Source organism: Latilactobacillus fuchuensis, from assembly GCF_900258455.1.
Taxonomy (GTDB): domain Bacteria; phylum Bacillota; class Bacilli; order Lactobacillales; family Lactobacillaceae; genus Latilactobacillus; species Latilactobacillus fuchuensis.
Genome location: NZ_LT984417.1, coordinates 1,760,372 through 1,773,667 on the forward strand (window position 1 = coordinate 1,760,372; position 13,296 = coordinate 1,773,667).

The 13,296-nt window shown below is 42.2% G+C and carries 15 protein-coding genes and 1 tRNA gene; 4 read left to right on the forward strand and 12 right to left on the reverse strand.

The genetic code is table 11. The features are described from left to right. The first annotated feature begins 238 nt into the window (after positions 1 to 238). Positions 239 to 943, forward strand: coding sequence for a VIT1/CCC1 transporter family protein (locus LFUMFP_RS08415; protein ID WP_106483455.1), 705 nt, complete (start codon positions 239 to 241; stop codon positions 941 to 943). A 115-nt stretch (positions 944 to 1,058) separates the two neighbouring features. Here the strand turns inward: LFUMFP_RS08415 and fba are convergent, their stop codons facing one another. The 10 genes from fba to LFUMFP_RS08465 form a co-directional block, all read right to left on the reverse strand. Continuing rightward, a complete protein-coding gene (gene fba, locus LFUMFP_RS08420) occupies positions 1,059 to 1,922 on the reverse strand; it encodes a class II fructose-1,6-bisphosphate aldolase (protein ID WP_106483456.1) in 864 nt (287 codons plus the stop codon). Between the two features lie 193 nt (positions 1,923 to 2,115). Continuing rightward, positions 2,116 to 2,189 (reverse strand) — tRNA-Arg (locus LFUMFP_RS08425). Between the two features lie 59 nt (positions 2,190 to 2,248). Further along, positions 2,249 to 3,439, reverse strand: a complete 1,191-nt coding sequence (locus LFUMFP_RS08430; RefSeq protein ID WP_106483457.1) for an MFS transporter — start codon at positions 3,437 to 3,439, stop codon at positions 2,249 to 2,251. Positions 3,440 to 3,522: 83 nt separating this feature from the next. Beyond that, the gene (locus LFUMFP_RS08435) at positions 3,523 to 4,047 is read right to left on the reverse strand and encodes a transcription repressor NadR (protein WP_106483458.1); all 525 of its coding nucleotides are present in this window, start codon (positions 4,045 to 4,047) and stop codon (positions 3,523 to 3,525) included. An 88-nt stretch (positions 4,048 to 4,135) separates the two neighbouring features. After that, positions 4,136 to 5,581 (reverse strand): glycoside hydrolase family 1 protein, encoded by a 1,446-nt coding sequence (locus LFUMFP_RS08440; RefSeq protein ID WP_106483459.1) that lies wholly within the window; start codon positions 5,579 to 5,581, stop codon positions 4,136 to 4,138. A 411-nt stretch (positions 5,582 to 5,992) separates the two neighbouring features. Next, positions 5,993 to 6,412: a DUF3284 domain-containing protein gene (locus LFUMFP_RS08445; RefSeq protein ID WP_025083589.1), complete on the reverse strand. Its 420-nt coding sequence runs from the start codon at positions 6,410 to 6,412 to the stop codon at positions 5,993 to 5,995. A gap of 34 nt (positions 6,413 to 6,446) precedes the next feature. Continuing rightward, positions 6,447 to 6,674 (reverse strand): hypothetical protein, encoded by a 228-nt coding sequence (locus LFUMFP_RS08450; RefSeq protein ID WP_056950552.1) that lies wholly within the window; start codon positions 6,672 to 6,674, stop codon positions 6,447 to 6,449. A 68-nt stretch (positions 6,675 to 6,742) separates the two neighbouring features. Continuing rightward, positions 6,743 to 7,078: a PTS lactose/cellobiose transporter subunit IIA gene (locus LFUMFP_RS08455; RefSeq protein WP_025083590.1), complete on the reverse strand. Its 336-nt coding sequence runs from the start codon at positions 7,076 to 7,078 to the stop codon at positions 6,743 to 6,745. A 266-nt stretch (positions 7,079 to 7,344) separates the two neighbouring features. Further along, positions 7,345 to 8,685 (reverse strand): DEAD/DEAH box helicase, encoded by a 1,341-nt coding sequence (locus tag LFUMFP_RS08460; RefSeq protein WP_106483460.1) that lies wholly within the window; start codon positions 8,683 to 8,685, stop codon positions 7,345 to 7,347. 12 nt (positions 8,686 to 8,697) lie between these two features. Continuing rightward, a complete protein-coding gene (locus LFUMFP_RS08465; RefSeq protein WP_025083592.1) occupies positions 8,698 to 9,690 on the reverse strand; it encodes a Gfo/Idh/MocA family protein in 993 nt (330 codons plus the stop codon). 167 nt (positions 9,691 to 9,857) lie between these two features. On the opposite strand from LFUMFP_RS08465, the gene LFUMFP_RS08470 reads away from it, so the two are divergent. Continuing rightward, the gene (locus LFUMFP_RS08470) at positions 9,858 to 10,202 is read left to right on the forward strand and encodes a DUF4828 domain-containing protein (RefSeq protein WP_025083593.1); all 345 of its coding nucleotides are present in this window, start codon (positions 9,858 to 9,860) and stop codon (positions 10,200 to 10,202) included. A 345-nt stretch (positions 10,203 to 10,547) separates the two neighbouring features. On the opposite strand, the gene LFUMFP_RS08475 is transcribed toward LFUMFP_RS08470, so the two are convergent. After that, a complete protein-coding gene (locus tag LFUMFP_RS08475) occupies positions 10,548 to 10,934 on the reverse strand; it encodes a YxeA family protein (protein ID WP_106483461.1) in 387 nt (128 codons plus the stop codon). Next, a complete protein-coding gene (locus LFUMFP_RS08480; protein ID WP_233210640.1) occupies positions 10,934 to 11,605 on the reverse strand; it encodes a GH25 family lysozyme in 672 nt (223 codons plus the stop codon). The genes LFUMFP_RS08475 and LFUMFP_RS08480 overlap by 1 nt, the downstream gene beginning before the upstream one ends. Before the next feature lie 237 nt (positions 11,606 to 11,842). Between LFUMFP_RS08480 and LFUMFP_RS08485 the strand changes: the two genes are divergently transcribed. Together LFUMFP_RS08485 and LFUMFP_RS08490 are read left to right on the forward strand one after the other, a co-directional pair. Then, positions 11,843 to 12,037 carry a hypothetical protein gene (locus LFUMFP_RS08485; protein ID WP_025083232.1) on the forward strand — a complete coding sequence of 65 codons (195 nt, stop codon included), beginning with the start codon at positions 11,843 to 11,845 and terminating at the stop codon, positions 12,035 to 12,037. A gap of 26 nt (positions 12,038 to 12,063) precedes the next feature. Continuing rightward, entirely contained in the window at positions 12,064 to 12,975 is a 912-nt protein-coding gene (locus LFUMFP_RS08490; RefSeq protein WP_056950642.1) for an SPFH domain-containing protein, read from the forward strand. The last annotated feature ends 321 nt before the right edge of the window (positions 12,976 to 13,296 follow it).

The following is a 13,296-nucleotide window of genomic DNA, read 5'->3' on the forward strand; positions in this document are numbered from 1 at the left end:
CTTGTCTATTGAAAGTTAGTGGTAACTTCAATATAACATGAAATTCACGTGGCGTTTTTTAGTTAGCGGTGGCTAACTTCATTATAAAATTCACCGCTTATTAAGAATCATTAAAAACTAATTGGTTAATTAATTTTACACGATGATTTCTTTGTGACGAATTTCGTTAAATCAATTGATAACGTTTCTCAATTAGGTATAATATAATTAAACTTATCATGTTAGGAGCAATTATCTGATGAAAGAAATCACGACTACCAAACCACTAAACCCGCATCTTTGTTTATCTGAACGTTTGAATATTATTCGCGCGGGCGTCTTAGGCGCCAACGACGGTATTATCTCCGTCGCCGGGATTGTCGTCGGCGTTGCCAGTGCTCATCAGAGTCAATACACCCTCTTTTTAGCCGGCGTTTCTGGCATGCTTGCGGGCGCCTTTTCAATGGGTGGCGGTGAATACGTTTCGGTTAGTACCCAACGTGATACTCAAAAATCAATGATGCGCCTGCAAAAGGAAGCCATCCAAAATGAATACGCTGATGAAGTCGCTAGTTTAACCCGGACTTATGAATCTAAAGGGTTACCCACACCACTTGCCAGCCAAGTCGCAAACGCTTTTATGCAAAAAGATAGTTTGGACATCACCTTACGTGAAAAATACAACATTGAACTCCACCACTATTTCAACCCGTGGCACGCCGCCTTTTCATCCTTCTTCTCATTCATGTTTGGCGCGCTCTTACCGCTACTGGCGATTACGTTGATTCCTTATCCCTATAAAGTCAGCGGCACGATTAGCGCGGTCATTCTAGCGCTAATTATGACTGGTTTTACCAGTGCCTCGCTCGGCCACGCTAACCGTTTAAAAGGTATTTTACGGAACGTCTCAATCGGTCTGTTAACGATGTTCGTCACCTATCTGATTGGCAGCGCAATCGGCTAATCTGCAATCAATTCTAAACCTAGCTAATCTCAAGAAAATCTTGATGATTAGCTTTTTTTGATGACTTAAACAACAAAAAAAGCCCAACCGAAGTTGGACTTTGAATTTAATTTGATTATTTAACTTCTGGCGTACTGAACCATTCGATACGTTCTTTAACAAGATCAGTAATAGCTTGAGTACCAGGTGCAAATAACTTACGAGGATCAAAGCCTTTACCTTGTTGATCTTTGCCAGCTTGGATATATTCGCGAGTTGCTTTAGCAAATACTAATTGACATTCAGTATTAACGTTAACTTTTGAAATACCCATTGAGATAGCTTTGATGATTTGTTCCTTAGGAATACCTGAACCACCGTGTAATACTAAAGGAATCTTGATAACTGCAGCTAATTCTTCAAGACGTTCGAAGCTTAAGCCTTTCCAGTTAGCAGGGTATACACCATGAATATTACCAATACCAACTGCTAAATAATCAGGACCAGCAGCTGCTAATTGTTTAGCTTCTTCAACGTCAGCTAATTCGCCAGCGCCAACGATACCGTCTTCTTCACCGCCAATTGAACCAACTTCGGCTTCAACTGAGATGCCTTTAGCATGTGCTAAAGCAACGATTTCTTTTGTCTTTTCTAAGTTTTCTGCAAATGGTAAATCATGACCATCAAACATAACTGAGTTGTAACCAACTTCGATACATTCTTTAGCAGCTTCGTAGTTACCGTGATCTAAATGCATGATAACGGGAACAGTGATGTTCATTGCTTTAACAGTTTGTTCAACTAAGTTTAAGCATAATTCGTAACCGCCCATATATTTAGCAGCACCCATTGATGTTTGGATCAAGATAGGTGTGTTTGTTTCTTGACCTGCAGCCAAGATAGCGCGTGTCCATTCAAGGTTGTTTGTGTTGAATGCACCAACAGCGTAATGACCTTCACGAGCAGCTTTGAAAATTTCTGTACCATTAACTAATGACATGAAAAAGCCTCCAGATTAATTGCAACTTTTTGAAGTTGCGATTTTTGAATACGAATCTATTTTAACATATTTTTAGCAAATAAGAATCAACTTTGCTAACTTTCTGAAAATGAAAACGTAACCAATTATTTCACAAAAAAAGGCTGAGCGAATTCACTCAGACCTTCTTGATGCTAAAATCGGCTATTACCAATGTCCCCGGCCAGAATCGAACTGGCAACCTATCGCTTAGGAGGCGATTGCTCTATCCAGTTGAGCCACGAGAACGCTACAAATAATATTGTCGCATTCAAGGGATTAATTGTAAAGTCGATTTATTCAATCGGTTATTGATTTAAAGCTTGGTGCATTGTTTCTTCCCCTAAGGTTAAAACAGCTCCCGCAGCGATTAAAATCGCGGCCGTGAAGATGCCAAAAATAATCGGTAAGCTAACTTGACGGCCGATTAAGGTGCCGACCATCAATGGTCCAACAATCCCGCCAATTCGGCCGACAGCGGCCGCTAAGCCACTGCCGCTACCACGGACGGCTGTTGGGTATTGTTCTGGCGTATAAGCATACAACGCGCCCCAAGCCCCTAAATTGAAAAAGGATAATAACGCTCCGGCTAAAATTAATAACCCGACACTATTCGCCGTCCCAAAAGCTAACGCGCTGACTGCGGTCCCAATTAAGAAAGTCCCAAGCACCAATTTACGACCCCATTTTTCAATCAACCATGCGGCAACGAAATAGCCGGGTAACTGCGCTAAGGTCATGATTAAGACGTATTCAAAGCTGTGCACTAAACTGAATCCTTTTAGCACCATGACACTTGGTAGCCATAAAAACATCCCGTAATATGAAAAGACAACTAAGAACCAAACCAACCACAACATGATGGTTCTTCGGCGATACGTTTCTGACCAAAGGGTTGCTAAACGTTGCCCTAACGGAATTTTCCGGTTAATTAACTGCGGTTCGTGTTCCTGTTTAATATGTTTCCGCAAGATCAACGTGTAAACAGCGGGTAACGACGTGATCAACAAGACCACTCGCCAACCCCACGTTGGAATCACAAAGTAAGCTAGTAAACTTGCGACTAACCAACCAGCCGCCCAAAAGCTTTCCAATAAGACCACTGCACGACCGCGTGTTTCGGCCGGCGTGTTTTCAGAAATCAAAGTTGACGCCACTGGCAATTCGCCACCAAGGCCAGCCCCAACTAATAACCGTAAAACTAAAAATAAACTCAATGAGGTACTAAAAGCCGAAATCCCATTACCAATTGAAAATAACAATAACGAACATAATAGACTATTCTTGCGCCCAATTTTATCCGCGAGAATCCCAAAAACAACGGCGCCAATTGCCATTCCGACCGAACTGATACTCCCAATTAAGCCCATTTGGCTACTATTGAGTTGCCATTCTTTCGCTAAGGCCGCGATGACGAAAGAAAGTAAGCCAACATCCATTGCATCAAATAACCAAGCCCCACCTGCTGCCCATAATAATGTCCTGTGTTCTTTTTGCATCTGTCATTCCCCTTATCCATACCCTTTTATGTGACTACAGGCATTATCATACGGAAAAACCAGACACGTGTCAAGACACCTATTTATTTTTCGTAACGCACACCAAGTTCCGATAGCGCCGCTAATATCCGTTCAAAATCCTGTTCTGATGCACATTCCATCGTATGCAAATGAACACCATTCGTTAACGTTGCTAATAACCGTTGTTGTGGATTAGCTTTAATTTTTTGCATAAATTGATTGACATCTGTCAAGGTCGCAATCCCTAATTGGCCCGTTAATTCACCGTATAAGGGATGATCAACCGTCACATCGACGACTCGACCCCCATTTTTAACAATTGCCAGCAATTCAGCACGCGTTTTGGCGGGCGTATGTTGGCAAACAACTTGCCCACGGTAATATTGTTGCCGTTGTTGGACCGTCTGAATATAATAACCGCTGACCGTCGCAATCACGTTGGCCCCCTGTGCGCGAAGTAACGCAATATCGCCCACAATTGTTTGACGACTCACTTCGTATTGCTTGGCCAACGTTTTAGCGCTAATCGGTTGCGCACTATCCTGAATAGCGGCTAAGACGGCCGCACGTCTTTCTTGAGTTGTCATATTTACGCCTCCGTTAATTTAGTTAGTGCTTATTTTAAGCGTCATCGACTAAAAAAGCTATCCCAAAAAATGGCATAGCTTGTCTAGTTTAAATTATTTCACCGTTACTTTGAATCACTTTTTGATACCAATAGAAACTATCTTTTGGATACCGGTTCAATTCTTTTTCATCCGTTTCGTCGCGATCGACGTAAACAAAACCGTACCGTTTTTGATAACCGTTCGTCCAACTTAATAAATCGGTAAAACTCCAAGTCGTATAACCGATAACGCGAACGCCATCGGTAATGGCTTCTTGAATCGCTTGAACATGGGCTTTCAAGAATGCAATCCGATAAGTATCATGAATTTCACCGTCAGTTTCAAGCGTGTCATAAGCACCCAATCCGTTTTCAGTAATCAGAACTGGTAGGTGATAGCGACTTTCAATCCGGCGTAACGCGATTCGCAAACCTTCAGGATCAATATTCCAATCCCAATCGGTTTGTTGCATGTACGGATTCTCAGCCGTCTTATAAGCGCCAGGCACGCCACTAGCTTGGCTTGTTCCCTTTTTACCAGACGTATTCTGTTTCGTCAAACCAACACCATCTTCTAGCGAATTCGCCGTTACCGTATTCGTTTGATAATAATTCATCCCCATAAAATCAGGATGCGCTAATGGGTCACTCAGTAACGCTTGGTCGGCTTCTGTGACTTCAGGGGCAATTCCTTGGTTTTTCAGATAAGTCATCACTAAGGCTGGATAACGGCCCCACGCGTAAACGTCTAACCATAAGTCAGCGCTCAATTGTTCCGCATTGTCCGCAGCCACCTGGTTAACCGGATTTGCATCTAACGCATAGGTTGGGCTGTAGGCAAAACTAGGTCCAATACCGCCTTGATACCCTTTTTCGTGGAATAATTTAATCGCACTCGCATTGGCCAAATTAGCCATGTGATTGGCTTGATAAGTCCGTTTAGCGTCCATCACTGCTGGCGGATGCTCCGCCGTTAAATAGCCGTGGGTAATAAACACATTTTGTTCATTCAAAGTGACCCAATGACTGACTCGATCACCAAAACGTTCGAATAATAACTGCGCATACGCTGTAAAATCATCGACTATCTGACGTGATTCCCAGCCACCGTATTCATCTTGGAGCGCTTGCGGTAAATCCCAATGATAAATCGTGACAATCGGTTCAATATGATTGGCTAACAGTTCGTCAATCAACTGGCTATAAAATTTAATGCCAGCTTCATTAACCGTCCCACGACCAGTTGGCAAGACTCGAGGCCAAGAGATTGAGAAACGATACGCTTTTAAACCGGCTTTGGCCATCAAAGCGACATCTTCACGGTAACGGTGAAAATGATCAACGGCAACGTCGCCGTTTGTCTCTTTAAATGTTTTTCCCGGAATCCGTACAAACTGATCCCAGACTGATAGCCCTTTTCCTTCGGCCTGATAAGCCCCTTCGATTTGATACGCTGCTGATGCTGACCCCCACAAAAAATTCGTGGGGAAAGGTGCTAATTTAGGATATTCCATCTTAATTTGCTCACTTTCAAAATGATTTATAAAGGCGGAGACGCGCTTCTACACACAGGTTCCTGTGCTTAGCTACGTTTCGAAAACTAAGTCTATAACCCGGACTTTATTCACGGAACTAGGCTAATGCTCAGAATCTATTCGTGTGTATCAGCGCTCTATTTTTAAACGCGCTTCTCGAACAGCCTTTTCCGGTTAACGACAGGATTCAAATTATGGTTAAGTTCAACCATAATTCGCATCCTTAGGTTAATCCTCAAAGCCTACCCGTTCGAGTCAGCGCTCTATTCTGAAACGCGCTTTTCCTTACAGATTCCTGTGCTTAGCTACGTTTCGTAAACAAAGTCCATAGCCCGGACTTTATTCACGGAACTAGGCTAATGCTCAGAATCTACCGTAAGCAAAAGCGCTCTATTCTGTGTACGATTTTTCAATCTGTTTTAGCATTTTTTTGAAACCGCGTTTGCGCATGAAGCCCATGATGACACCCATGAAGGCGTCGTTGGCTTGTTGTAATTTACCGCTGGCTTTGGCGCTTTCGCGATAGATAACTTGAATTGAATCGGCATTGTTGGCAAAAATATCATAACTCGCTTGATAGGTACCCCGGGGCGAACTTGTTTCATAATGGTAGCTTTGATCTTTAATCAACTGAGTGACTTTAATCGTTGCTTTGCCATTGTTGCCAAAACTTTTATCGTACGCATAATTCATTAATTGCGCAGCCGTCATCGTCTGGCCCGTTTGTTTGCGAATATCAAATAACACAGAATCAATGACTTTTTGATAAAAATAACTAGCTGGGATATTTAACGTTTGTTTAATTTCCATTGATAATCACCTCATCTGATTTAAATTTCTGAAATTATTGAACAACCCCTGCTTGGAAGAATAAGACAGCGCCCCATGATTGGGCTTTAATGGTCGCCTTAGCTACCTTAACGGCTGCTTCTAAGTCAGTCTGGTTGGTTTCAAACAATAATTTCATTGGTGCTTCTTTTTTGACGTACTTGAACGTGACACCATCTTGGTTATACCCATCAAGCAATGCAATAATTTGCTCTTGTTGAATGGGGGCATTTAGAAATATCATCTGCTAATCTCCTTTTAAGAAAAAAGGATTGGCTGACAATTCAGCCAACCCCGATTTAATTATTTCGTTTAATAAGTATGAACTTCAAGGCCAGCCATTTTACGGTAAACGTCAACCACTTCGCCAGCTAAATCGCGGAAAGTAATCGCATTCATTAAATGATCTTGTGAATGAACCGTTAATAAAGTCACTTCAATATGGTCGCCACTAGCTTCTTTCGTTAACATGCCAGTTTGTGAATTGTGTGCTTCAGAAAGTGCTGCATCAGCTTCTTTTAATTTAGCGGCGGCTGTTTCAAAATCGCCTTTTTTAGCGGCTTGAATTGCTTCCATTGAGCTACTTTTAGCGTTCCCGCCGTTGATAATTAAACCCATGATTGCTTCTAAATTTTGTTCTTCTGCCATTATAAAATCCTCCTCGATTTCTCTGATGATGCCAATGCTGGTCAATTATTCCTATCAAGTCTTTAAAGGGCTTACAAAAATAACCACTCTGTTAATCCTTAAACGTACCAATCAGAAAGTCTAGCCAATTAAAACTGATACTCTTATTGTAACCGCTTCAAAAATTTTGTCAATTAATTCCGCCAGTATTTGTTATTTAACAGCTAGGCCAATTAAAAAAAGCCCTAATCATTTACAATGATTTTAGGGCTTTTAGGTCTAGACCGTTAGTCGATATTTTTTTTGTGATAACCTTTGTTCTTTTGGTTACGATTGCGATTCTTCTTGTGTTTTGGCTTTAAATTCTCAGGTTGTACCCGACTTGGTTTAACCGGATTCAGCCGTTTTACCGGTTGTTTAGGCGCATCTGTTTTCGTAACGCTGACCGCTACCTTTTCAGTACCATCTGTTATTTTTTCAGTAACTTGTTCCTTTTGAATGGGTTCTGGTTTAGGCGCTACTGGGCGCGTTTCTTCCAAATGATCGCCCACTAAATAACGCGTGACTAAATCATATTCAGGCGCTAATAACTTCCGTAAATTACGGCCATCATGTTGGTTACCCAACGTTAAGACCGTGCCTTCACGACCCATCCGACCAGTCCGACCGGCCCGATGAATATAAGTAATCTTAGCATTCGGCACGTCAAAATTAATCACGTATGGTAAATCAGTGATATCCAATCCCCGACCCGCAACATCCGTCGCCAATAAGAGTTGAATCTTATTTTCGCGGAAATCTTTTAAGGCCTTTTGACGTTCTGTTTGCCGGCCTTGACCAGAAAGTGATGCGTAAGTCACTTTTTGATGGCCTAAAGTCCGCGCCGCTTGTAATAGTTGCGCTGATTGGTTAAAAATAACCAAACCGCGGAAATGTTTTTGATGGGCTAAATGCCGCAAGACATTCACTTTTTGGGCATTGCCGGTTGGAATGAAGGCGTGGAGCACTTCGCCACCGGTCCGATCGACATCGCGGACATCAATCGTTTCAACTTCGACGCCAAACCATTTTTCCAATTCCGTTAAAATTTCAGTTGAAGTCGCTGAAAAGAAGCCTAATTGGACATCGGCAGGTGATTCTTGCACAATGTGGCGGGTTTCAGTTAAACCATTATCGGTCAACAACTCATCGGCTTCATCCATGACAATTGCTTGTAAGCCATAGAATTTAATTTTGCGTTGTTCGTTTAATTCTAATAAACGACCAGTTGTTGCAACGATAATCTCGGGTTTTTCTTTCAACCTTTCGATTTGCCGTTTAACGTTGGCTTTACCCGTAATCGCCTGTACTTTACAGTCAATCGCTTTAGCGTAAGGTAGAATCACATCCCGGGTTTGAATCACGAGTTCTTGGGATGGCGCCAAAATTAAGATTTGCAAGCCTTCGCCAGGCATCACCTTCTCTAACAAAGGTAATGAAAAAGCTAGCGTTTTCCCAGAACCGGTTGGTGCTAGGCCCAGGATTGATCGATCATTTTTTAATGGTTGTTCAACGGCTAGTTGAATGGGCGATTGTTCTTTAAAACCTTGTTCGTCCCATAATGCTTGAAATGCTGGTGAAACGCTCATGTATTGCCTCCGTTAATCTGCATCAAACACAATGCCAGCAGATTGACGTAATTGGTAGACGACCTGATTGACTGTTTGACTGAGTTGTAATAGTTCATGATACCGTTTTGTGTCGCGATTAGCAATAATCTCAGCAAAAATTGTCGCTTCGGCCACCATCGGATTGGCAAGTGGCGCTTGGCCTAAAGCCGTTTTTTGCGCGCCGTCATTTTCGTAACGACTGACCGTGCCAATCGTACCCGCATTATCCAACACAATCGTCGTTTGACCGCTATAAATTTCGGAATTCAAATAAGAATCAACCGTCTTACCGAAGATCAACGTGACATCAAAATCAGCGTAATGCAAGGTCGCAACGCCTTTACCATCGACACCGGTTGGCAAAATTTCAGCTTGATAATCAACAGATTCAGGAGCGCCAAACCAGCTGACCGCATCGTAAACCACATAGACGCCTAAATCTTGCAACGCCCCACCTGAAAAATGACGCGAGAAAATATTTGGTTCTTCCCCGGCTAAAACGGCATCGTAACGGGATGAATATTTCATGTAGGCCAATGTCGCACCATTGATTGTTGGCAAGGCTTGAATCGCTGCTTGCGCAATTTTGAAATTGGCTTCATGCACATGGCGCGCTGCTTCAAATAAAAATTGATCAGGTCGATCTTTAAGGATCGCTTGAATCGTCGCCATTTCAGTCGGATTACTGAAGGCTGGCTTTTCAACGATCACATTTTTGCCCGCTTCAAGTGCCTGTTTAGCTTGTTCAAAATGCAAGCTGTTGGGAGACGCAATATAGACGGTCGCAAAATCACCCGCGATGAAAAAAGTGGCGAGATCGGTATAATCTTGTGCCGCACCTGCTTCATAGTCGGTTCTAAATTGTTGGGCTTTGGCAGCAGTCCGTGAATAGACTGCAGTTAATTCAAACGCTTCAGCTGTTCGGGCCGCTTCCACGAACTGTCCCGTAATCCAATTGGTCCCAATAATGCCTAATTTTTGCATGACATTCAACTCCTCATTTAAGTAAGTTCAGTATACGGGAAATAGGTCTGAAATCCCATCAAAACGTTTACAAAATATTTTATTGAAAAATCAACCTTAAGTCCGAGAACAATATCCACAAAAAGAAAGTCATTCGTGCTAAAATAGAACTATATTGAGGTGTGATTATGAGAATTTTTCGTTTTAAAAAACCAAAGGAACTTTTTGAACAGACCATTCACCAATATCAGCAAAAAGTGCGAACGGCTCAAGCCAGTAAAGTCGCAAGTTTTTATGCCGGTAATTGGTCTTTTAACGACGAACAAACCCATAAGACACACACGTTGAAGATTATGCCTAACCTCCTCGTCCAAATTGATAATAAACCACTCTCCGGTAACGTCATTCAATTGACCGAAGATGAATTGATTTTTTTAGACCATTTTGGTTACCAATTAAAAATTACCTGCGAAGATCAACATCCCGTTTCAATTTATGATGAAGCTGAAGATACTGATTATCCAATCGAATAAATGAGGATACATCACAAAAGAAGTCCCAATCTCAAAAAATGAGATTGGGACTTCTTTTGTGATGCTAGGTTAATCCTCAAAGCCTAACCATTCGAGTCAGCACTTATTTTCCTTTAACGCGCTTTTGAATTGCAACAACTTCCGCTTAACCTAAAATACCAATTATCTTAAGTTCGAGATAACTGGTATTTTCTGTTAATGCTCAATTGCTAAACGCAATCCAACGCACTTATTTTCTCTTAACGCGCTTCTCAGCCAACTTCTTCCGTCTAGCTACAAGTCAGGCATTATGCCTTAAAACCGTCATAACACCCAACTTTAGGCAATACTCAGAAGCTGAACAGCTCAGTCAGCGCTCAGTTTTTTTAACGCCTTTCTTGGGACTTCATTTCGATCGACTTTTTGCCATGAGACGACGCCTTTTAGTGAATTGACTCTTAATTGGAGATAGGCTGCATGCTTTAATGGCGTTGACTTGACACCGTTGAAATCCACTTTTTTTAGGCGGCCTTGGTCATCATACGCTTTTTGTTGATATTGATAGCTGACGTGGTTTTCACCTTGATCGTCTTGTTCAACTTTTTTCTGACCAACCGTCGTAATCTGGGTGTAGTACATCTTACCGCTATAATATTGTTGGTAGATGCCCCAACTGCCACCGATGAAAAAAAGGACGATGGCGGTTAATAACCACCAGCCTTTGCGTCTAAATAAACGATTCAATTGATTCATTAAAAGGTTCCTTTCTGAACTTGGCGCCATTGGGCTTTGGTTCCCGTAAAGACCGCCAATTGATAAGTTGCTTGTCGATCTTGTTGCGGTAACGGACTGGCTAACGTGTATTGCCAAAAGCCACTGGTTTGCGTTGCTTTAGGGGCAGCACTTGTTGTTTGCCACAATGGATATTGCCCCTTAGCTGGCCGGTAACGGTTAACGATTGCTGGGGTTCCACCCAGTAGACAATCTTTTTGATAATGTTGATTAATTAACGCAATGAGTTGAGCGACCGCCTTTTGCGTTTTCTTGGTCGCCGGTTTTTTCTGTTGATATTGGCCGTAATATTCGAGATAAATCATGATTGGTAAGTTGCCGCTATCTTGGCCCACCGATTTAAAGAGCTGCGCCGCTTGCTGTTCCGGGGTACTGTCGAAGCTAAAATAATGATAGATGCCGACTTGCAGTCCTGAACCAACCGCCCGACTATAATTACTGTCAAAATAATCGTCTTTATAACTCGCACCCTCGGTCGCCTTTAGATAGACGAATTGAACGTCTTCTTTTTTTAACTTTTGAAAATCCTGATAACCATCTTCCTGACTGACTTTTAAGCCTAACACTGGGTACTGATTAACGTTGGGGCGATCCGTACGTTGCCAAAACCACCAACTTAGCCCGCCTGCCAATATGATTAACAGACAAACAATCAGGCCTATTTTGCGCCAATAATGTTTTTGAAAACTATCTTGAAAGATCGGTTTGAACCTTTGTCCCATGACTGTTCACCATTTTCATCGTAATATCTTTCAGTTTACTATTGATACTCGATTTCAACAAGCAACCTAACAATTTTGTTCGTCGACTGCTTTATTTGTTTGCGTTTTCACTAGAATCAGCTACAATATGGTCAAGGAGGCGTTATTATGCTAGATGATCGGTTACTAGGCCAACGATTCTCATTACCAGATGACAAATCAACTGGCACAATCGCTTTTTTTGGCGTGTTATACCACTACCAAGTCACGGGTGAACCTTCAGCGGGTCTTTTAGTTGAAGTCACGGCTGTCACACCGCTATACTTAGTCGTAACAGCACACCAAGCTGTTTTAGATTATTAAATTATTTTTAGAGAAGGGGTTTTATCATGGGCATTTTCTTAACCATCTTATTAATTGTTATTTTAGTCCTAGTCGCCATCACACTGTTTTCATCATTCGCTTTGATTCACACTGGGGAAGTTGGGATTCTAGAACGGCTTGGGGTTTACGTTAAAACGTTGGAACCCGGCTTTCACATTGTGATTCCCTTTTTGTACCACATCACGGAAATCGTCAACATGAAACAGATTCCATTAAAGGTTGCTGAACAAGAAGTGATTACCAAAGATAACGTCGTCGTCATGATTTCAGAAACATTGAAATACCACATTACCGACGTTAACTCATACGTTTATAAAAATAAAGATTCCGTTTTAAGTATGGTCCAAGACACCCGCGCACAACTTCGGGGGATCATTGGCAACATGGATTTGAACGATGTCTTAAACGGCACCGAACAGATTAACCACACTCTCTTTGAACAACTGAGCGAAGTGACGGCCGGTTACGGTTTGAACGTCGATCGGGTCAACATCGATTCGATCCAAGTCGCGCATGACATTCAAGATTCAATGAACAAATTACTCCGCGCTTCTCGTGAAAAAGAAGCCAATATTATGGAAGCGGAAGGTTTGAAAGCCGCTGCGATTCGTAAAGCCGAAGGGGTTAAGGAAGCTAACATCCTTGAAGCCGAGGCCAACAAACAAACACAGATTTTGGAAGCCGAAGGGAAAGCCCAAAGTCAACGGACCGTTGCCGAAGCGGTTAAGGATCAAATTAATTTGATCAATTCTAGTTTGGTCAACAACGGTGAACTTTATTTACAATTCAAGAATATTGAAGCGATGGAACACGTCGCAGCTGGCCAGAATAACACAATTGTCTTACCTAACAAATCAATCGACAGCCTAGGCACTTTGCCAGCCATTGGCCAACTCTTAAAAGATCAAACGAAATAAGTAAGTGTGTTGAGTTGCGGGTAGCAACCGAGCATTAACAGAAAATCCCCCAGTTATCTTGATTTTAAGATAATTGGGGGATTTTAGGTTAAGCGGAGGTTGTTGCAACTCAAAAGCACGTTAAAGGAAAATGAGCGCTGAGACACACGAATAGGTTCTGAGCATTAGCCTAGTCTGGTGAATAAAATCCGGTTTATGGACTTTATTTACCAGACGTAGCTAAGCGCAGGAACCTGTGTGGAGAAGCGCGTTAAAAAAACTGAGCACTGACTCAGCCGGTTAACTTCTGAGTATAGCCTAAAATCGAGCGTTGTGACTGGG

Bases quoted from the DNA above. Each gene is read 5' to 3' on its own strand.
- LFUMFP_RS08415 (WP_106483455.1), top strand. From the start codon at position 239: ATGAAAGAAATCACGACTACCAAACCACTAAACCCGCATCTTTGTTTA.
- fba (WP_106483456.1), bottom strand. From the start codon at position 1,922: ATGTCATTAGTTAATGGTACAGAAATTTTCAAAGCTGCTCGTGAAGGT.
- LFUMFP_RS08430 (WP_106483457.1), bottom strand. From the start codon at position 3,439: ATGCAAAAAGAACACAGGACATTATTATGGGCAGCAGGTGGGGCTTGG.
- LFUMFP_RS08435 (WP_106483458.1), bottom strand. From the start codon at position 4,047: ATGACAACTCAAGAAAGACGTGCGGCCGTCTTAGCCGCTATTCAGGAT.
- LFUMFP_RS08440 (WP_106483459.1), bottom strand. From the start codon at position 5,581: ATGGAATATCCTAAATTAGCACCTTTCCCCACGAATTTTTTGTGGGGG.
- LFUMFP_RS08445 (WP_025083589.1), bottom strand. From the start codon at position 6,412: ATGGAAATTAAACAAACGTTAAATATCCCAGCTAGTTATTTTTATCAA.
- LFUMFP_RS08450 (WP_056950552.1), bottom strand. From the start codon at position 6,674: ATGATATTTCTAAATGCCCCCATTCAACAAGAGCAAATTATTGCATTG.
- LFUMFP_RS08455 (WP_025083590.1), bottom strand. From the start codon at position 7,078: ATGGCAGAAGAACAAAATTTAGAAGCAATCATGGGTTTAATTATCAAC.
- LFUMFP_RS08460 (WP_106483460.1), bottom strand. From the start codon at position 8,685: ATGAGCGTTTCACCAGCATTTCAAGCATTATGGGACGAACAAGGTTTT.
- LFUMFP_RS08465 (WP_025083592.1), bottom strand. From the start codon at position 9,690: ATGCAAAAATTAGGCATTATTGGGACCAATTGGATTACGGGACAGTTC.
- LFUMFP_RS08470 (WP_025083593.1), top strand. From the start codon at position 9,858: ATGAGAATTTTTCGTTTTAAAAAACCAAAGGAACTTTTTGAACAGACC.
- LFUMFP_RS08475 (WP_106483461.1), bottom strand. From the start codon at position 10,934: ATGAATCAATTGAATCGTTTATTTAGACGCAAAGGCTGGTGGTTATTA.
- LFUMFP_RS08485 (WP_025083232.1), top strand. From the start codon at position 11,843: ATGCTAGATGATCGGTTACTAGGCCAACGATTCTCATTACCAGATGAC.
- LFUMFP_RS08490 (WP_056950642.1), top strand. From the start codon at position 12,064: ATGGGCATTTTCTTAACCATCTTATTAATTGTTATTTTAGTCCTAGTC.